Below are 18,815 nucleotides of genomic sequence, written 5' to 3' on the forward strand. Positions count from 1 at the left end.
TGGCAGCCAGGAGGCTGCCGTCGGTGCGGCTGGACACAGGCACTCGCCAAGGACGGGTGCTGCCGGGGCTGCCTACTCGCCGTACGGCTCGGGCAGGACGATCCGTGGCTCTGGGCAGAACTACGTCACGAGAGCCTTCCGGCCAGCCGCGGCCGCCAGCTCGCGCTGCGCCTGGAGAGGATCGGCTTGCCGGACGCGCGGCCTCTGCGAGGGGAGGGACCCCGCTCCCACCGCGATGTGCCGGCCTGGGTACGGGCACGGTTCCCGGAGCCCGTCCGTGACGATCCGGCGCTGTGCCCGCCCGAAGTGCCGGGCCAACTCGGCCTCTTCCCCACGCCCCGGCGGCTGTTCACCATCACGGACGGAGCCCGCATCCACGGCCGCTCCCTCCCCGACCTGGAGCTGGTCTGCGCCGAGCTCGGGCGGATGGCGAGCGAGCGCGGGGTCGGCCCGTCGTGGGTGATCCCCCTCAGCACCTGGCACTCCACCGGCATCAGCACCCCTCGTCAGGTCACCGCCGAGCACATCGAAGCAGCCCTCGAATCCCTGGCGGGCCATCACGCCCGCTCCGTCCACGGTGCGCTGCGATCCCTGTTCCGGGCCCTGCGGCGTGAGCGCCTGATCTTCCGCGATCCCGCCCGCACCGTCAGCCTGACCTCCGCCCGACCCCTGCCGACCACCCTGCCCTCAGACCGCCTGACCGGCATCCTCGACCAGCTCCCCGACAGCCGAAGCCGGCTCATCGTCGCCCTGGTCGCCGTCCACGCCCTGGCCCCCCAGCAAGTCGCCAGCCTGCGCCTCGCCGACCTCGACCGCTCCAAGGCCCGTCAGCGAGTACGGCGCCCCCAGCGCCTGGACCACGTCTTCTACCTCGACGGCTTCCTCATGAACCTGGTCTACGCGTGGATCCGGGACCGCCACCAACGGTGGCCGGACAGCACCAACCCCTACCTCATCGTCAGCCGACAGACCGCCATCGACAGCACGGGGCCTGCGGTCTGCGCCGGGGTCATCAAGAAGCCGTTCCGACACAGCGGCTTCACCGCTCAGGCACTGCGCACCGACCGCATCCTTGACGAAGCCCGAGACAGCGCCGATCCCGTTCGTCTCATGCGCCAGTTCGGCATCGCCAACGTGACCGCGGTCAAGTACGTCTTCACGGCCCACCCCGACAAGCGGCCGCACCCCATTGGCCCGTGAGTGGCCCCGGGGATCAGTCGAACCGATGGAGTGGGGTATGGGTCCTGACCCACGAGCAGGACCCATACCTCGTTGAAGGGCTGCTGGAACGCCCGGAGAATGTTCGCGCCAGCAGGAAGGTACGTCCGCCCCGCGGCAACCTCCGCACGCAGGAAGTCCCCCATCGCGGTGATCCGATCCGCCATCGGTTCGAGCGCCTTCGCCCAGCCCGGATCGACGAGTTCGTACAACGGCCTCGCAATCACCGTGCGCCCCCCGCGTGCCGCAGGGCAGTCGTGACTACTCCTCTTCCTTCTCCTCGTCGCCGAGACGATCCAGAAGCTCCCGCAGTGCGGGGACGGTGGGTCACGCTCGACCCAGCGCTCCACCCACTCGGCCATGGTCATCATCGTCGGTCAGCCTCCGCTCCGAAACCAGTGTTCTCGGAACTCGGGCGTGCGCAGCCCCGGGCGTCAACGGGGTTCGTAGAACACGTTGCGGATGCGGGTGGCGACATGGAGGTTGAGCCGGGCCTCGACGTCGCTGAGGTCGTGGCCGGTGATCTCGCGGATGCGCTGGAGGCGATAGCGCACGGTACTCCGATGGATGAGCAGGATCTCAGAGGTCGCGTCGTAGCTTCCGCCGCTCTCGAGGTAGCGCGAGAGCGTGGTGACGAGGTCGGTGTGGTGGCGCGCGTCGTAGTCCAGCAGGGCGCCGAGCCATTCGTGGACGAAGCGGTCGGCTTCCCGTTCGCCGTCGCCGGTGCCCATCATGCGGTAGAGGCCGAGCTCCTCGAAGTTGGTGCTGCCGTGCGGGTCGTGGGATCTGCGCCGCACGGTGAGGGCTCGGGCGGCCTCGTCGTAGGAGTGCGGGAGGTCTGCGGGGCTGTCGCAGCGGCCGCCGACTCCGATGGCCCCGGCCCGGGTGTTGAGGTCGTCGGAGACGGCCCGGTACAGCGCGTCCCCGGAGTCGAGCCCCACTGCCAGCACGACCGTGGTCTCCCGGCGGGCGCCGATGAGCACGTCCAGGCGCAGGCGAGCGGCCGCGCGGGCGACCGCGTCGCCGAGCGCCGCCTGGTCGGCGGGCCCGGGCCACTGCAGTACGGCGACCCGGTGCGGCCGGTGCAGATCGTGGCCGAAGGTGGCCGCACAGGCGAACATGTCCTCGGTCGCCCGGCCCGAGATCAGCCTGTCGACGAGATCACGACGCAGTTGTGGTTCCAACAGGGCGAGCCTGCGCGCGTGGAAGAGCTCCGGGGCCAGGACCAGGCCGGCCTGGTCGAGGGCGGAGGTGTCCGGCTTCCCGGCTCGCCGGTCCGGGTCGACCAGGGCTACCAGGCCGAGCAGGTCGCCGGCCATGGCGATGGGGGCGATCAGCCGGTCCCGGTCACGGACGGCGCCCGGCTGGTGCCGTGCGCGCTGCAGCAGCTCTTCTCGGGGTCCGAGGTCAGGTCCGCGAGGGGGCGGGGGCTGACCGGGGCCTGCCCAGACCCGCAGGTTACCGAAGAGGTCCTCGGTCAGCGCCGGGAGCCCGGTGAGTTCGTGGAGAGCCCGGACTATGCCCTCCTCGCCCCGGCCGGAGGCCGCCGCGCGGGCAAGCGCTTCGTGGCCGGCGGCGGTGCGCTCCAGGACCGCGACGGTCGCGCTGGGGTCGGCGTCGCGCCGGACCTCCGCAGTCCTCAGCCGGTCGTGGTCCGCGGCGGTGGCGCGTTCCAGCCGGCGCCGCGCCATCCATGCGAGGGCGATGCGGGCCTGCCGGACGAGCAGGTCGGCGAGGGCGGTCTCGTCGGCCGAGGGTGCGGTGCGGGCTCGGACGACGAGGTAGCCGAGACAGCGGTCGCCGTCACGTAGGGCGTAGACCCGCATCCAGCAGCCGCCGGCGCCGTCCGGGTGGCCGGTGGCTGTGGCTGCGGTGTGCGGCCGCGCGCCGGATACGGCGGGAGTGAACGGTGCGCAGCGCACCGGCAGGCCGTTGTGCAGCAGGTGGGCCGCGTCGAACGGGCCGAGCGCCGCCATCGCGGCCCTGGCAGCCCCCAGTACCGCGAACTCGTCGACTCCCTCGAACATCGCCGTGGTGTGGCGTAGCAGGGTGTGCGCGACCCCAGCCGTTGGCGGGACCGCGTGCGGTGGTGAGGCCGTCATCGCGAGAGGGACAGCGTCATCCATGACAGGCCCCCTTCGGGGCTCGGGACATCAGCCGCTGCTACCACGCTACGCCGCCCGAGGCGGGCCCTCAGCGGCAGGCCGCGGGCTTGCTGCCCGTCCTGGCGGACGAGAGGGCCGTTGCGGGTTCGTCCTGCCAGGGCGAGGAATCCCGAGGACTGTCGCGCGAGGCTGGCCGCTGGCGTGGGCGCGAACTCGCGCGGCTGTCGTCGGCGGTCTCGCCGGGGCCCGCGTCACGGTCACGACCGGTCCGTGTCACGACGGAGGAGATTCCCATGGCGAAGGCAGTCGGCATCGATCTCGGTACGACCAACTCGGTCATCGCGGTCTGGGAGGGCGGTGAGCCCACCGTGATACCGAACGCCGAGGGATCCAGGACGACACCCTCGGTGGTGGCTTTCTCCGACACCGGCGAGCGGCTGGTGGGGCTGCTGGCCCGGCGGCAGGCGATCCTCAACCCGAAGGGCACCGTCACGTCCGCGAAGCGGTTCATCGGCCGTCGCTACGACGAGGTCGTGGAGGAGGCCAAGGCGGTCTCCTTCGACGTGGTGGAGGGACCGGGCGGGGTGGCCCGATTCGAGGTGAACGGCAAGCAGTACGCGCCTGAGGAGATCAGCGCGCAGGTGCTGCGCAAGCTCGCCGACGACGGCGGGAAGTCGCTCGGCGAGCGGGTGACCGAGGCGGTCATCACGGTGCCCGCCTACTTCAACGACGCCCAGCGGCAGGCCACCAAGGACGCCGGGAAGATCGCCGGCCTCGAGGTCCTGCGGATCATCAACGAGCCGACCGCGGCGGCGCTGGCCTACGGGCTGGACAAGAAGGGTCACGAGACCGTCCTGGTCTTCGACCTCGGCGGCGGCACCTTCGACGTCAGCATCCTGGACGTCGGCGACGGCGTGGTGGAGGTCCGCGCCACCGCAGGTGACTCCCACCTGGGCGGCGACGACTTCGACCGCCGGGTGGTGGACTACCTGGCGGACGACTTCCAGAAGACCGAGGGCATCGACCTGCGCAAGGACCCGCAAGCCCTGCAGCGGCTGTTCGAGGCCGCCGAGAAGGCCAAGACCGAGCTGAGTTCGGTCACCCAGACCCAGGTGAGCCTGCCGTTCGTCACCGCGGACGCCTCCGGGCCGAAGCACCTGACCGAGACCGTCCGCCGCTCCACCTTCGAGCAGATCACCGCGGACCTGGTCGAGCGCTGCCTGGGCCCGGTGAAGCAGGCGATGGCCGACGCGAAGGTCACCGACAACGACATCGACGAGGTCATCCTGGTCGGTGGTTCGACCCGCATCCCGGCGGTGCAGGCGCTGGTGCGGCGCCTGACCGGTGGCAAGGACCCCAACATGACCGTCAACCCGGACGAGGTGGTGGCGCTGGGCGCCGCCGTCCAGGCCGGAGTGCTCAAGGGTGAGGTCAAGGATGTGCTGCTGCTCGACGTCACCCCGCTCTCGCTGGGCGTGGAGACAGCGGGCGGCGTGATGACCAAGATCATCGAACGGAACACCACCATCCCCGCCCGCCGGTCCGAGATCTTCTCGACCGCCGAGGACAACCAGCCGGCCGTGGACATCGTGGTGCTCCAGGGCGAGCGTGAGATGGCCGCCGACAACCGGGTGCTGGGCCGCTTCCGGCTGGAGAACATCAAGCCCGCGCCGCGCGGGCAGACCCAGATCGAGGTCACCTTCGACATCGACGCCAACGGCATCCTCAAGGTCAGCGCCAAGGACAAGGACACCGGCGCCGAACAGTCGATCACCATCAGCGAGGGCTCTAACCTCGACCAGGCCGAGGTCGAGCGGATGATCGCCGAGGCCGAGCAGAATCGCTCCGCCGACAGAGCGCTGCGCGAGGCAGTCGACGCCCGCAACGAGCTGGACGCGGTCGCCTACCAGGTCGAACGCCGCCTGAGCGAGCTCGGCGACGCCGCGCCGCAGCACGAGCGGGCCCGCGCCGAGCTGCTGATCGATCAGGCACGCGCGGCCATCAAGGAGGAGGCACCCGCGGACCGCGCCCGCAGCCTCACCTCCGAGCTCCAGCAGGTCTACGCCGGACTGGCCGCCCGCTCGGCCGGGCCCTCAGGCGCGTCCGGCCAGGCCGCCGGTGGCGGACCCTCGGGCGGCGCCTCGGGTGGTGGCGCGGGCGACGACGACGTCATCGACGCCGACTTCGACCGGAGCTGAGGCGGCGTCATGTCGGAACAGGACCAGGACCGTCCTTCGGAGGAGGCGCCGGAGCTCTCGCAAGAGGCGGCTCCGGCACGGGAGATGTCCGAGATCGAGGAGTTGGAGGACCGGTGGCGGCGGGCGCTCGCCGATCTGGACAACCTCCGCAAGCGGCACGCCCGTGAGCGGCCCCACGAACTGGAGGCCGAACGGGCCAGGGTCGCCGCTGCCTGGCTCCCGGTGCTCGACAACCTCGAACTGGCCCTCGCCCACGCGGCTGCCGACCCCGGGTCGATCGTCCAGGGCGTCCGGGCCGTCCGCGACCAGGCCGTCGAGGTGCTGAGAAGCCTCGGCTACCCGCGCCACGACGAGACCGGCGTCCCCTTCGACCCCGCGCTGCACGACGTGGTCACCGTGGTCGACGCCCCGGATACCGCCCCGGATACCGCTCCGGGCACCGTCGTCCAGGTGCTGCGCCCCGGGTACGGTGAGCCCGGGCGGCAGCTGCGGCCGGCGGCGGTGGCGGTCAGCCGCAAGCCGGAGTAAGACGCCATGGCCCGCGACTACTACGAGGTGCTGGGCGTCCCGAAGACCGCCGACGCGGCCCAGATCCAGCAGGCGTTCCGTACCCTGGCCCGCCGCTACCACCCGGACGTGAACAAGGACCCGGCCGCCGAGGACCGCTTCAAGGAGCTCAACGAGGCATACAGCGTGCTCTCCGACCCCGACACCCGGGCCCGGTACGACCGCTTCGGCCCCGACTTCCGGCAGATCCCCGAGGACTACGACGAACGGGCGGCCGCCGCCCAGGGCTTCGGGGGAAGGGGCGGGTACGCCGGGGCGGGTGGCCGAGGGGGCGCGCGGGTCTGGACGACGGGAGGGCAGTACGACGCGTCCGATGTCGACTTCGAGGAGCTCTTCGGCGGTATCTTCGGTGGCCGAGCGGGCCCGGCCGGCCGGGCGCGTGCCGGGCCGGTCCCCGGCGCCGACCAGGAGGCCGAACTCACGCTCACCGTGGAAGAGGCCTACCGGGGCGGCAGACGGAAGATCACCCTCGGCGGGCCGGGCGGCGGGCGCACCTATGACGTGACCGTCCCGGCCGGCGTGGTCGACGGACAGCGGATCCGGCTCGCGGGGGAGGGCGGCCGGGGCCGCGGCCAGGGCGCCGCCGGGGACCTCTACCTGGTGGTGCGGATCGCCCCGCACGCGCGCTACCGCCTCTCGGGTCGCGACATCCATGTCGACCTGCCCGTCACCCCGTGGGAGGCCGCGCTCGGGGCGACCATCCCGGTCAGCGGGCCGGGCGGCACCGCAAAGGTCCACGTCCCACCGGGCACCTCCACCGGCCGCCGGCTACGACTGCGAGGCGAGGGGATGCCCAACCCCAAGGGTTCCCCCGGTGACCTCTACGCCGAGATCCGGGTGATGGTGCCGCCCTCGCTGAGCCCGCGCGAGCGCGAGTTGTTGGAGGAACTGGCCGCCGTATCGACGTTTGACCCGAGGAAGCAGACATGAGAGCCCAGCAGCGTCCTCCCGCCGAAGGCATCGGACCGGACAACACCGGTGGTCGCTACCCGCTCGTGCGGATCTACCGCCCCGACCCGTACCGGCTGTCCTTGGACAGCGTCGCCCACCACAGTGGCCTGTCACCCGACCTGGTCCGACGTTTCGTCGCCCTGGGGCTGGTGGACGCCGAGCGGGACCGCCTCGGCCGGTTGTGGTTCCGCACCAGCGCCCCGGCGACCATCGCCCGGACCCAGCGACTGCGGACCGGACTGTCCCTCAACTACGCCGCCATCGGGCTCGTCCTCGACCTGCTCGACCGCATCGACGAGTTGGAGAGCGCGCTGCGCCACCGCGAGCGGGCCGCCAAGGAGCGAATCCCATGGACATGAACCGCCTCACCCAGAAGTCCCAGGAAGCCCTCCAGGAAGCGCAGAGCGTCGCGGTGCGTCTGGGCCAGAACCAGGTCGACGGCGAACACCTGCTGCTGGCCCTGCTCGACCAGCAGGACGGCCTGACGCCCCGGCTGTTCGAGCAGGCCGGCGCCGACCCGGCCGTGTTGCGCGCCGCCGTCCGGGCCGACCTTGCCAAACGCCCGCGCACCACCGGTCCCGGCGCCACACCCGGCCAGGTGACGGTCACCCAGCGCCTCGCCCGGCTCCTCGACACGGCCGAACAGGAGGCCAAACGGCTCAAGGACGAGTACGTCTCGACCGAGCACCTGGTGCTCGCCCTGGTGGACGAGGGCTCGGCCACCGGCGCCGGGCGCCGACTGGCGGAGCACGGGATCACCAGGGACACCTTCCTGAGCGCCCTCACCCGGGTGCGCGGCAACCAGCGGGTCACCTCCGCCAACCCGGAGGCCGCCTACGAGGCGCTGGAGAAGTACGGCCGCGACCTCGTGGCCGAAGCCCGCACCGGCCGCCTCGACCCGGTGATCGGCCGCGACGCCGAGATCCGCCGGGTGATCCAGATCCTCAGCCGCAAGACCAAGAACAACCCGGTGCTGATCGGCGAACCCGGCGTCGGCAAGACCGCCATCGTAGAGGGCCTGGCCCAGCGGATCGTGCGCGGCGACGTCCCCGAAGGGCTGCGCGACAAGACCGTGTTCGCCCTGGACATGGGATCGCTGGTCGCCGGCGCCAAGTACCGCGGTGAGTTCGAGGAACGGCTCAAGGCCGTACTGGCCGAGGTCAAGGGAGCCGAGGGACGCATCCTGCTCTTCGTGGACGAGCTGCACACCGTCGTCGGCGCGGGCGCCGCCGAGGGCGCGATGGACGCCGGCAACATGCTCAAGCCGATGCTGGCCCGCGGCGAGTTGCACATGATCGGCGCCACCACCCTGGACGAGTACCGCAAACACATCGAGTCCGACGCCGCCCTCGAACGCCGGTTCCAGATCGTCCTGGTCGACGAGCCGAGCGTGGAGGACACGATCTCCATCCTGCGTGGCATCCGCGAGCGCCTGGAGGTCTTCCACGGCGTCAAGATCCAGGACGGCGCGCTGGTCGCCGCCGCGACCCTCAGTCACCGCTACATCAGCGACCGCTTCCTCCCCGACAAGGCCATCGACCTGGTGGACGAGGCCTGCGCAAGGTTGCGCACCGAGATCGACTCGATGCCCGCCGAGCTCGACGAACTCACCCGCCGGGCAACCCGGTTGGAGATCGAGGAGGCGGCGCTCGCCCAGGAGACCGACCCGGCCAGCCGCGCCCGCCTGGCGGACCTGCGGCGCGAACTCGCCGACTTGCGAGGCGAGTTGGACTCCAAGCACGCCCAGTGGGAGGCCGAACGCCAGGCCATCCGCCGCGTCCAGGAACTGCGCCAGGAGCTGGAACGCGCCCGGCAGGAGGCCGAGGAGGCCGAACGCGCCTACGACCTCAACCGCGCCGCCCAGCTGCGCTACGGCACCATCAGCGAACTGGAGCGCCGCCTGGACGCCGAGGAGGAGCAACTCGCCGCCAAGCAGGGCGAGAACCGACTGCTGCGCGAGGTGGTCACGGCCGACGAGATCGCCGAGATCGTCTCCGCCTGGACCGGCATCCCGGTCAGCCGGTTGCAGGAAGGCGAACGGCAGAAGCTGCTCCGCCTGGACGAGATCCTGCGCCAGCGGGTGATCGGACAGGACGAGGCCGTCCAACTGGTCGCCGACGCGGTGATCCGGGCCCGCTCGGGCGTGCGCGACCCGCGCCGGCCGATCGGCTCCTTCATCTTCCTCGGCCCCACCGGCGTCGGGAAGACCGAACTCGCCAAGACCCTCGCCGCCGCGCTGTTCGACAGCGAGAACAACATGGTCCGCCTCGACATGAGCGAGTACCAGGAGCGGCACACCGTCAGCCGTCTCGTCGGTGCACCCCCCGGATACGTCGGGTACGAGGAGGGTGGCCAGCTCACCGAGGCCGTACGTCGCAAGCCCTACTCCGTCGTCCTCTTCGACGAGATCGAAAAGGCCCACGCCGATGTCTTCAACACCCTGCTCCAGGTGTTGGACGACGGTCGGATCACCGACTCCCAGGGCCGCACAGTCGACTTCCGCAACACCGTCGTCATCATGACCTCCAACATCGGGTCGCAGTACCTGATCCAGGACGCCACCGCCGGCGGCGAGATCAAACCCGAGGTGCGGGATCTCGTGATGGGTGAACTCAGCCGGCACTTCCGCCCCGAGTTCCTCAACCGCGTCGACGACATCGTGCTCTTCCACCCGCTCGGCCTCGCCGAGATCGAGCGCATCGTCGACCTGCTGCTGGAAGACCTGCGCAAGCGCCTCGGCGAGCAGCGGATCTCCCTCGTCCTCACCGAGGAGGCCCGCCACCTGATCGCCGCAGAGGGCTACGACCCGGTCTACGGCGCCCGGCCGCTGCGCCGCTTCATCTCGCACGAGGTCGAGACGAAGATCGGACGGGCACTGCTCGCCGGCGACGTCCACGAGGGCGTGACCATCGTCGTCGACGCCCGGGACGGCGAACTGGTCGTCAGCTTCCAGGACGAACCGCAGGAGTAGCCATGAGTGCCACGACCACCGTCCGCTGCACCAACTGCGGAAAGGCCAACCGCCTCCCCGCCGCCGCACAGGGCCGCCCCAGGTGCGGCAACTGCCAGACCCCGCTGCCCTGGATCACCGAAGCCGGCGACAACGACTTCGCCGCCGTCGTCGAGCAGGCCGGACTGCCCGTCCTGGTGGACCTCTGGGCGACCTGGTGCGGCCCCTGCCGGATGGTCAGCCCCGCCCTGGAACAGGTCGCGACCGAACTGGCCGGGCGGATCAAACTCGTCAAGGTCGACATCGACAGGTCGCTCGCCCTGGCCCAGCGCTTCGAGGTCCAGGCCGTGCCCACCCTGCTGGTCCTCGACCACGGCCGGCCCGTCGCCCGCCAGGCCGGAGCCGCCCCCGCCCCGGCGCTGCGCCAGTGGGTGGAGAAGGCCCTGGCGGACAGCGCCCAAGCCGCCTGACAGTGAGGATGTGACGTGGTGATGTTGCCGGACCGTTCGCGCCGGAGGCTGCGATGAACGTCCTGCCCGACCCCCATCTCTCGCTGGTACGCCCCGTCACCCCCAGGACCCCGCAGGGCTGCGAGGGCTGCCTGCGCCTGGGGGCGACCTGGCTCCATCTGCGGCTCTGCCTCACCTGCGGGCACGTCGGATGCTGCGACTCATCCCCGATGCGGCATACCCGCGGCCATGCCGCGACCGTCGGTCACCCCATCGTGCAGTCTTTCGAGCCGGGTGAGGACTGGCGCTGGTGCTACGTCCACGAGGCCATGGCCTGAAGGAGTCACGCGTGACCACCGACCAACCCACACCCGCGCCGACACCGGACCCCTACGGCGCCTTCCCGCGATTGACTGACGATCAGATCGCTGTCCTGAGCGCCAGCGGGCAGCGGCGGCAGGTCCGCGAAGGTGATCTGCTCTACCGGGAGGGCGAGCCCAGCCGGGAGTTCTTCGTGGTCTTGAGTGGCACGGTCGCCGTGGTCGAAGGTCACGGCGAGCAGGAGAAAACGCTCCAACTGCACGGCCCCGGGTCCTTCCTCGGCGAGCTCGGCCTGGCCGCCACGCTCTGGGAGGCCAGGGCCTGCCGCCTGGACCCGGTGGCCGTCGTCGGCGGCGGCAACTCCGCCGGCCAGGCCGCGCTCTTCCTGGCAGCCCAGTCGCCCACCGTCCACCTGTTGGTCCGCGGCGGCGACCTCGCTGCCGGCATGTCCCGCTACCTGGTCGACCGGATCACCCAGCACCCCAGGATCGAGGTCATGCTGCACACCGAGGTCCAGGAAGTCACCGGCACCGATCGGGTCGAGTCGGTTGTGGTCCGGGACAAGCGCTCCGGCGGACAGCGCGCGCTGGAGGTGCACGCCCTGTTCGTCTTCATCGGCGCGCCCCCGCACCTCCTGGCTCGTCGGCACCATCCGCCTCGACCCGCACGGCTCGATCCCCACCGGACAGGCCTGGCCGGCGCTGCCCCCGCAGAACTCTGGCACCACCTCGCTCGCACCCCGTTCGCCCTGGAGACCGACCGCCCCGGAATCCTCGCCGCCGACGACGTCCGCAGCGGCTCGGTCAAGCGGGTGGCCTCGGCGGTCGGCGAAGGCTCGATGGCCGTCCGCCTGGTCCACGAGCACCTCAGAGAGGTGGGATCACCCGGAATCCGCTGACACCCACTCACCCACCGTAAGAGAAGGTGAATCGCATGCCCGTCATGGGAATTGCCAAGTTCGAACACTTCTTCAGAGCCGCAGCCGGCCTCGACGTCAGCAAGAACGACCTCAAGCGCTACAACGACTTCGTGGACGCCAAACTCTACGACCTCTTCGTCATCGGCACGGCCAACGCCAAGGCCAACGACCAGGACATCATCCAGCCTCAGGACCTCCCCATCACCAAGGGCCTGCAGGAGAGCATCCACACCTTCAAGAAACTGGACGAGGAGATCGAGCTGCGCCCCCTGCTCGACCAGATCGCCGCCCGCCCCGCCCTCGGGATGGACGCCTCCGAGGAGACCGAAGCCCGGCTGCCACTGCTCGCCGGCGGACTCAGCGTCGCCCTCGGCCGCGCCCTCAAGACGATCGCCCCGGAAACCCGCCGTCCCGCCACCGAGCAGTGGGACCAAGCCTTCGAACTCTTCGACCTCCTGATCTGAACGCCGGAAAATGCATGGACGGAGCAATGCCGGTGAGGTAGCTAGGACCGAGGTCTTGGAGCCCTGGTCGACCAGGGCCTTGCGGAGGTGGCCGCGCCGCACCGCGGGCCCCGGCCGTACGGCCAGGACTGATCCGCGGTCAGGTGGCTCGGCGGTCGGCCCGGAGCCTGTGAGCTGCGGGTTGGGTCGCTCTGCCGCAGTGAGGGTACAGTCACAGTCAGTGCTGATCCTGGGGGTGCGGTGACAGGGCTAGAGATCGCGGTGGGGTATCTGTTCGCGTGGGCGGTGCGCAAGTCCAAGCGGGTGGCCGACCGGGCGGACGCGGAGGTCGACCGGGGGCTGGATGCGGGGATGGACAAGCTCCACGACCTGGTCAGCCACAAGCTGGGGCAGGACCCGGCGCTGCACAAACTGACCGAGGAAGCCGAAGCGGGCCAGGCGCAGCCCAGTGACCGCACCCGGCAGCGCGTGCAGCTCGCGCTGGAAGACGCAGCAGAGCAGGACCCCGGCTTCGCCGAAGCCCTGGAGCGGGCAGTGAAGCACCTGCAGGCCCAGACCCCCACCGCCGGTGGGGTGTCGGCGGGAGACGGCGGTCAGGCCGTGGGCGGGAACGTGGACATCAGCGCCGATCACGGTGCAGTTGCCGCGTGGACCATTACGGGCAACGTCACCCTCGGTGGCCCGGCGCAGCCGGGGGCGGGAAACCCTCCCGAGCCGGGTCCGCCCCAGGGCTGAGCGTACCCGGCACCCCGCAGAGCCCTTCCGAACCTGGTCGAAGCACCAGCATCACCGCCGACCACGGCAGCATCGCCGCCGATACCGCGTGGATCAACATCTACCCCCCGCCTCCGACTGGCGACAGGCACGGGAAGGTGGTGAGCGTGCCGCTTGGTGAGGTCACGGATGCGTATGCGGTTGAGCACCTCGGAGTGCGGCAAAGCACCGCCACAGCCAGCGACAACACCGGCGTGCTGCCGCCCTACATCCGCCGGAACCACGACGAGGCACTGGAAAGTGCCGTACAGGAGGCGCAGACCCGCAGGGTCATGCGCGTACTGGTCGGCGGCCCCGGCTGCGGCAAGACGCGAGCGCTCTTGATGTCGCTGCGCTCCCTGCAATCGGAGCCGAAGTGGCGGCTGTGGCACCCCCGCTCTGCCGAGCAACTCCGCGACACGCTCGCGCAGGACCAGGTGGCGCCGTACACCGTGATCTGGCTGAACGAGTCCGACCGCTACCTCCTCGCAGAACCGGGCGAGAAGGCCGGCGAAGAACTGCGCCGCCTCCTCGCCGAGGGCCCCAGGCCGGTACTTGTACTCGGGACCCTGCGGACCGACTACCACCACCAGCTGACCGCCCGCCCCACTCCCGCAGCCCCTGACCTCCATGCCCAGGCCCGCGAACTACTGGCCGGCCGGTGCATCACCGTCCGGGACGAATTCAGCGATGACGACCTGCAACGGGCAGCAAGGCATGCCACCGCTGACGGAAGGCTGGCCGAGGCACTGCGGCACGGTGGGCGGCGGATCACCCAGTACCTGGCCGGTGGCCCCACCGAAGCCTTGAACGAGCCCCCGCCGGAGCCGCCATCGGACAGCGCGCCATGGCTGCAGGAAGCGGCCAAAGGACTTGCCGTAAAGGTGTATCAGCAGTGGAACACCGAGTGGGAGCGGCGACGTCTGCACCTTTCTTCTTCCTCGCTTGCCGTGCGCTTCCACAACGCCGCCACAGGTCGCTTCGACCACTGGGCCAAGATCCGCAAGGCCCCGCCCGGGATGGACCCACCGCCCCTCAAGCTGGCCGACCAGTTCGAGAAGATCGTGGATGTGTACAAGTCCGTCCCGTCCGGTCGGCTGGTGGTGCTCGGTGAGGCAGGGGCGGGCAAGACGGTCCTGGCCCTTCGCTTCGTCCTCGGCTTGCTGCACCCCCCGAACCCCGACCGCGGCGACCACGTACCAGTGATCTTCAGCTTCGGTTCGTGGGACCCGACCGCCACCTCGCTGCGCGACTGGATGTGCAGCCAACTGGTGCGCGACTACCCCGACCTGGCAGCTCCAGCCGCGGATGGAAGGAGCCTGGCCCGCGCCCTGGTCGACGCGGACCGGATCCTGCCCGTACTCGACGGGTTCGACGAGATCGCAAGCGACCTACGGGATGAGGCGCTCCAAGTACTCAGCGACACCAGCATGCCACTGCTGCTCACCAGCCGCCCCAAGGAGTACGGCCAGGCACGGAATGTGCTCAGCGCCGCCGCCGGCATTCAACTGGACGACCTCGCCCCGCGCGACTTCGCCGACTACCTGCGCCGCGCCAGCCAACCGGCCGCAGGCGGAGACCTGCACAGCACCGTATGGGAACCGGTCCTCGCCCGGCTGAGGGAACAGCCGCGCAGCCCGGGCGCGGAGAACGTCGCCGTGGCGCTGGCCACTCCGCTGATGGTCACCCTGGCCCGCACCGTCTACAGCGACACTCCCGGACGCAAACCGCAGGACCCGCAGGACCCGCAGGACCTGCTGGACACCGGCCGGTTCCCGACCCCCGAAGACGTGCAGAGCCATCTACTGGCCGCATTCGTCCCCGCCGCCTACCGCCGCCCCCTGCCGGCCCGCTCAGGGGGCCGGCGCCGCCGCCGGCGGCGGAGCTGGCCCCCTGAGCGGGCCGAGCACTGGCTCGGCTACCTGGCCCGGCACCTCGTCCAGCGCGAGAAGCACGACCTCGCCTGGTGGGAACTGGGCACCACCATGAGCCTGCCGTCGCGCACGCTCCTCATCGGGTTCCTCGCGGCACTGGCCTTCGGGGTCACGACCGCGATCGGGAACCTACCCGTGGACCTGGTCGCGACCTCGCACGGGCTCGGGTTCGCGCTCGTGCGGGCACTCGTGGTCGGGCTCCTGCACGGCCTGGCGGCCGGAACGGTCTGCGGGCTCGTGTACTGGTTCGCGTCCAGACACGAGGACCTCAAGCCGTCGCCGGTACGCCTGCGGATCCGCGGCGGGACCGGCAAGGCTCCGGGCAGGGTCCTGCGCGGGTTCGTGATCGGTCTGGGGGCCGGGCTCACGGCGGCGCTCGGACTGGTACTCATCGACCGGGTCGTGGTCGCCGCGCTCGGCCTCGACGACGGTCTCGGGGACGGGATCTGGGGCGCGCTCCTGTTCGTTCCCGGTCTCGGTATCGGGGCCGGGCTCGTGCTCGGGCTCACCGCCCTGCTGGAAGCTCCCATAGCGCCCGAATCCGCCGTCCGGCCCACCGACGTGCTGGACACGAACCGCAGGAACGTGGTTGGCCGTCTGCTTGTGTGGGCGCTCGTGTTCGGCCCCGTGCCCGGGTTCATCGACGGACTCACGCACGGGCCGGTGCGCGGAATCGAGTTCGGGCTCGTGTTCGGGCTCGAGGGCGCGTTCGCCGGCGGGCTCGGGTACGGGCTCGTCCTGACCGCCTGGGGCCAGTGGGCGGCCCTGTGCCGCATCTGGCTGCCGCTGACCGGGCGGCTGCCGTGGGCACTGGTCGCCTTCCTGGACGACGCCCACGAACGAGGGGTGCTGCGCCAGGCCGGCGCGGTGTATCAGTTCCGCCACGCTCGGGTCGAGGACCGCCTGAGCCGCGTCTTCCAGGAACGTGACGAACCTCGCCGACCGAGTTCGCCAGACACGGCCAGTGCGGCACCTGGCCCGCGACCAGGGGACCGTCTCACTCCCGGGGATACGCGACAGTCGCCTACCACTGCGAATCACGACTGAAAAGCCGATGGAAGGTGGATCATGATTTCCAGGCGCAGCACGGGAAGGGCAAGGGCGAAGATCGCCCTCGGGGTCGCGACGACCGTCGGGGCCGCAGGCGGAATCGTGGGAGTCTTCGGAGCCGGAACCGCGGCTGCTCAAACGATTTCCCCCACACTGTCGTACACATGCACGTTTCCGTACATCGGCGCCCAGCATCTCCGGGTGAGGATGGACGCGGACGTCCCGAACTCGGTCGCCGTCGGTGAGCCCAGTCAGAAATTCGGCATCTCAGCCGTGACGACGGCGCCCAACGGCCTCGCGCAGGGGCTCGGCTTCTTCGGCGTGAGGATCATCGAGGGCACGGGCCAGGCCAGCATCACCGTGACCGCGCCGCAGGGCGACATCCCCGTCAGCGTGCCGGCCATCATCGCGAAGACCGCCCTCCCGCAATCCGGTCCGTTCGACCTCGCGGGATCCGGCACCGCGCCATCACTCACGTTCAGCCAGCCGGGCAACGGGAAGATCACCGTCGGCGGCATCTCCCTGCACCTCATCACCGAGGATGCGAGCGGCAACCCGACCTTCGTGGGCAGCATCGATGTGTCGTGCACGCTGGACGGCGGGCAGAACAACATCGCGGCGTCGTTCGCCATCACGCAGCCCCCTCCGACGCCCGCCCCGCCCCCTCCGACGCCCGGCCCGCCCGACCCGACGCCCGGCCCGCGCACCCCGACGCCCGGCCCGCCCGACCCGGGGCCGGTGCCATCGTCGCCCGCCCCGACGCAGAGCACCGCAGGGTCCTTGACGCCGACGCCCCCCGGGCCCACGACGGCCAGCCCGTCCAGCTCGACCATGTCCGGTCCCCCGACTGGTCCGACCTCCACCGATCCCGTGCCGGGTCCGACCGGATCCACGATCCGCCCTACGGCCGGTGGCCTGGGCACGACGGCCATCGCCCTGCTGGCTGCTGGCGTTCTTGTCGCGGGCGCCGTCGCCTTCCGCTTCGGCTCGCGACTGAGGAACCGCCGCCGCACCGGCGACAGCGGCTGAGGCGGCAGATGGCACTCGGTGCCGTTCGCCGGACAGGCGACCGGGCACCCTGAATGGGACACCGTCCGCGCAGGTCGGTCCCCCCGACCGAGCGAGATCACAGGTGTTCATCGGGGGCGACACCGTTGCGTTTAGCGACGGGGCGTGGAGCGATCCCGGTTTCGAAGATCACGAGGTCGGGGTGGAAGGTATGGGTCTGTGCGGTGGCCGGGTGCTTGCCGGCGTTCGGGTCGTACTTGCCGGTCGGGTTCTTGCGGCTGCGGGCCTTGACGCGGAGCCTGCGCCGGGCGGGCAGGGGGTCACGAAGGACGCCCGACTTCGACAGTCGGTGGGCACACGGGGTTCGGCACACGGCTGACCCGCGGCAATGTAGTTGACGTCGCATGCCCACACGAAGGTGGCGGTGGGGGTTTGCTGACAATGACTCATCGGGCACCGCGTGACGATCCATCACTATTCTGGACAAACCGTCACGCCTCGTCGATCCGGCCCGGGCAACCCGCGACGTAATCTGTGCCCAACCTTTCAGGTCACGGCCCCGGCCGCGGTTTGTAGGCACACGCCCGGCAGGCAAATCTCAGCAGGTCACGCGGCTGTCTGACCCTCGTGTGGCCGCCAACTGTCGAACTCGGGGGGACGGAGCGCCCGATCGGGCCGACCAGTGCAGCGGTCTCGGGGTCGCCTGGCCGAGCCCGACAGGCCGTCAGGCGCGGAAGCGGCACACCGCCGGCCGGACCGGCGGATCCGCCTACAGCAGGCCGCGCCGGTCCGGAGCTGCACTGCGGATCTCCAGCCGGCGGGTCAACCCGCCGTGGTGGCAATCGACGACCCGACCGTCTCCGACGGCCCGCTGCGGCGGAACGTGCTGTACCGGATCAGCGCGCCGAAGCGCTGACGTCGTCGACATCGTCACGGGGCCGGCGAAGGCGGGTCCAACTCACTTCCAGATGATCCCGTTGCCGCCGTCCTGGGCGAGGCTCTGGGGGATGACGTTGGCCGGGTAGGTCGGGTGTAGTTGGAAGTAGCCGACGATGCCCATTGGCGAGGTTGCGTCGCACACGCCGTCGGTGTGGATACAGAACCGCTCGACCGGGATGCTGCCGAAGTTGACGGGGCCGGCGCCGGGAGAGGTGAACCCGAGCGCACTCAAGCCCTTGGGGATCTCGGCCCAGATGCCCGTGTCACGCTGCATCGGGTCGGCGTAGAGCATGCCGTCGACCTGCGAGCTGGGGATGTCGGTGCCGTTGGCGATCGTCTGGAGCACCTCGTCCGCGACCTGTCCGCCCTGCGAGTAGCCGGTGATCGTCAGGCGCGCGTTCGGGTGGGCGTGGTAGGTGTCCTCCGCCACCTTCAACGCGTTCTGGTAGCCCTGCTGCACGCTGGAGTCGAAGCTCGGTGCGGTGATGCTGTCGAGGTGCAGGCCGCCGGTGCCGATGAACGGGCCGGCGGTGGCCGGGTAGCACACCGGAACGTAGCTGCCAGCCGGGAGTTGGCTGTTCACAGCGTCGTAGGAGGAGGTGCACCGGGGTGCGGGCAGTGTAGCGCCGGTCCCGCCGATCTCGATGTAGTAGTGCTGCGCGCCGGCCGCGTGCGCGGCGGTGGGCGCCAGGACGGTGGTGAGCGTCATCGCCGCCGCCGACGCGGCGACGGCCGTGACGCGGCGGATGAGGCTGGTTGCCTTCACGTGATCTGATTCTCCATTCAGCTGTGATGGAAACGGGTCGGGTTCGCCAGATCGCTCGCCAAGTATGGCCAGTCAGATGGCAGTTGAGGGAGCACTTGCTAGAAAAGGAGTTCTGCTTCTGGCCTCGATTCGTCAACCGCCGGTGCTCGGTAATCGTCTCGGCGGCTCGCCCGTAACGTCCCCGATGCCTTCGGGGCGGGCCGTCGCATGACGTTGCGGTGAC

Annotated in this window: 16 protein-coding genes and 1 pseudogene; 13 read left to right on the forward strand and 4 right to left on the reverse strand. The window is 70.6% G+C overall.

Translation table 11 applies throughout. The features are described 5' to 3' along the window. The first annotated feature begins 237 nt into the window (after positions 1–237). Positions 238–1,200 (forward strand): hypothetical protein, encoded by a 963-nt coding sequence (locus P3T39_RS08750; RefSeq protein WP_280696785.1) that lies wholly within the window; start codon positions 238–240, stop codon positions 1,198–1,200. 29 nt (positions 1,201–1,229) lie between these two features. On the opposite strand, the pseudogene P3T39_RS08755 reads toward P3T39_RS08750, so the two are convergent. Beyond that, positions 1,230–1,445 (reverse strand): annotated as a pseudogene (locus P3T39_RS08755) (uracil-DNA glycosylase); the annotation flags it as partial. A 207-nt stretch (positions 1,446–1,652) separates the two neighbouring features. Next, positions 1,653–3,344 (reverse strand): helix-turn-helix domain-containing protein, encoded by a 1,692-nt coding sequence (locus P3T39_RS08760; RefSeq protein WP_280696786.1) that lies wholly within the window; start codon positions 3,342–3,344, stop codon positions 1,653–1,655. Between the two features lie 272 nt (positions 3,345–3,616). Between P3T39_RS08760 and dnaK the strand changes: the two genes are divergently transcribed. The 12 genes from dnaK (at position 3,617) to P3T39_RS08820 (ending at position 16,908) form a co-directional block, all read left to right on the forward strand. Beyond that, on the forward strand, positions 3,617–5,521 hold the full coding sequence (dnaK, locus tag P3T39_RS08765; protein WP_280696787.1) for a molecular chaperone DnaK: 1,905 nt from the start codon (positions 3,617–3,619) through the stop codon (positions 5,519–5,521). Positions 5,522–5,530: 9 nt separating this feature from the next. After that, a complete protein-coding gene (locus P3T39_RS08770) occupies positions 5,531–6,049 on the forward strand; it encodes a nucleotide exchange factor GrpE (RefSeq protein ID WP_280696788.1) in 519 nt (172 codons plus the stop codon). Between the two features lie 6 nt (positions 6,050–6,055). Next, on the forward strand, positions 6,056–7,018 hold the full coding sequence (locus P3T39_RS08775) for a J domain-containing protein (protein WP_280696789.1): 963 nt from the start codon (positions 6,056–6,058) through the stop codon (positions 7,016–7,018). Beyond that, positions 7,015–7,398, forward strand: coding sequence for a chaperone modulator CbpM (locus P3T39_RS08780; RefSeq protein ID WP_280696790.1), 384 nt, complete (start codon positions 7,015–7,017; stop codon positions 7,396–7,398). The genes P3T39_RS08775 and P3T39_RS08780 overlap by 4 nt, the downstream gene beginning before the upstream one ends. Further along, a complete protein-coding gene (gene clpB, locus P3T39_RS08785) occupies positions 7,389–10,010 on the forward strand; it encodes an ATP-dependent chaperone ClpB (protein WP_280696791.1) in 2,622 nt (873 codons plus the stop codon). Before P3T39_RS08780 ends, clpB begins: the two co-directional genes overlap by 10 nt. A gap of 2 nt (positions 10,011–10,012) precedes the next feature. Next, positions 10,013–10,459, forward strand: coding sequence for a thioredoxin (trxA, locus tag P3T39_RS08790; RefSeq protein ID WP_280696792.1), 447 nt, complete (start codon positions 10,013–10,015; stop codon positions 10,457–10,459). A gap of 53 nt (positions 10,460–10,512) precedes the next feature. Continuing rightward, the gene (locus tag P3T39_RS08795) at positions 10,513–10,776 is read left to right on the forward strand and encodes a UBP-type zinc finger domain-containing protein (protein WP_280696793.1); all 264 of its coding nucleotides are present in this window, start codon (positions 10,513–10,515) and stop codon (positions 10,774–10,776) included. A gap of 11 nt (positions 10,777–10,787) precedes the next feature. Continuing rightward, the gene (locus P3T39_RS08800; RefSeq protein WP_280696794.1) at positions 10,788–11,657 is read left to right on the forward strand and encodes a cyclic nucleotide-binding domain-containing protein; all 870 of its coding nucleotides are present in this window, start codon (positions 10,788–10,790) and stop codon (positions 11,655–11,657) included. A 35-nt stretch (positions 11,658–11,692) separates the two neighbouring features. Continuing rightward, positions 11,693–12,142 carry a DUF1931 family protein gene (locus P3T39_RS08805; protein ID WP_280696795.1) on the forward strand — a complete coding sequence of 150 codons (450 nt, stop codon included), beginning with the start codon at positions 11,693–11,695 and terminating at the stop codon, positions 12,140–12,142. 240 nt (positions 12,143–12,382) lie between these two features. Continuing rightward, on the forward strand, positions 12,383–12,877 hold the full coding sequence (locus P3T39_RS08810) for a hypothetical protein (protein WP_280696796.1): 495 nt from the start codon (positions 12,383–12,385) through the stop codon (positions 12,875–12,877). 146 nt (positions 12,878–13,023) lie between these two features. Beyond that, positions 13,024–15,876: an NACHT domain-containing protein gene (locus P3T39_RS08815; RefSeq protein ID WP_280696797.1), complete on the forward strand. Its 2,853-nt coding sequence runs from the start codon at positions 13,024–13,026 to the stop codon at positions 15,874–15,876. A gap of 21 nt (positions 15,877–15,897) precedes the next feature. Further along, positions 15,898–16,908: a DUF6801 domain-containing protein gene (locus P3T39_RS08820; RefSeq protein WP_348534319.1), complete on the forward strand. Its 1,011-nt coding sequence runs from the start codon at positions 15,898–15,900 to the stop codon at positions 16,906–16,908. A 97-nt stretch (positions 16,909–17,005) separates the two neighbouring features. Here P3T39_RS08820 and P3T39_RS08825 read toward each other — a convergent pair whose 3' ends face one another. After that, on the reverse strand, positions 17,006–17,260 hold the full coding sequence (locus P3T39_RS08825; RefSeq protein WP_280696799.1) for a hypothetical protein: 255 nt from the start codon (positions 17,258–17,260) through the stop codon (positions 17,006–17,008). Positions 17,261–17,845: 585 nt separating this feature from the next. Beyond that, positions 17,846–18,592: a PE-PPE domain-containing protein gene (locus tag P3T39_RS08830; RefSeq protein WP_280696800.1), complete on the reverse strand. Its 747-nt coding sequence runs from the start codon at positions 18,590–18,592 to the stop codon at positions 17,846–17,848. Positions 18,593–18,815: the final 223 nt, after the last annotated feature.

Source organism: Kitasatospora sp. GP82, from assembly GCF_029892105.1.
Taxonomy (GTDB): Bacteria; Actinomycetota; Actinomycetes; order Streptomycetales; family Streptomycetaceae; genus Kitasatospora.

Coding starts and splice junctions, on each gene's coding strand:
- P3T39_RS08820 (WP_348534319.1), top strand. CDS start 15,898: ATGATTTCCAGGCGCAGCACGGGAAGGGCAAGGGCGAAGATCGCCCTC.
- P3T39_RS08805 (WP_280696795.1), top strand. CDS start 11,693: ATGCCCGTCATGGGAATTGCCAAGTTCGAACACTTCTTCAGAGCCGCA.
- P3T39_RS08760 (WP_280696786.1), bottom strand. CDS start 3,344: ATGGATGACGCTGTCCCTCTCGCGATGACGGCCTCACCACCGCACGCG.
- trxA (WP_280696792.1), top strand. CDS start 10,013: ATGAGTGCCACGACCACCGTCCGCTGCACCAACTGCGGAAAGGCCAAC.
- clpB (WP_280696791.1), top strand. CDS start 7,389: ATGGACATGAACCGCCTCACCCAGAAGTCCCAGGAAGCCCTCCAGGAA.
- dnaK (WP_280696787.1), top strand. CDS start 3,617: ATGGCGAAGGCAGTCGGCATCGATCTCGGTACGACCAACTCGGTCATC.
- P3T39_RS08770 (WP_280696788.1), top strand. CDS start 5,531: ATGTCGGAACAGGACCAGGACCGTCCTTCGGAGGAGGCGCCGGAGCTC.
- P3T39_RS08775 (WP_280696789.1), top strand. CDS start 6,056: ATGGCCCGCGACTACTACGAGGTGCTGGGCGTCCCGAAGACCGCCGAC.
- P3T39_RS08795 (WP_280696793.1), top strand. CDS start 10,513: ATGAACGTCCTGCCCGACCCCCATCTCTCGCTGGTACGCCCCGTCACC.
- P3T39_RS08780 (WP_280696790.1), top strand. CDS start 7,015: ATGAGAGCCCAGCAGCGTCCTCCCGCCGAAGGCATCGGACCGGACAAC.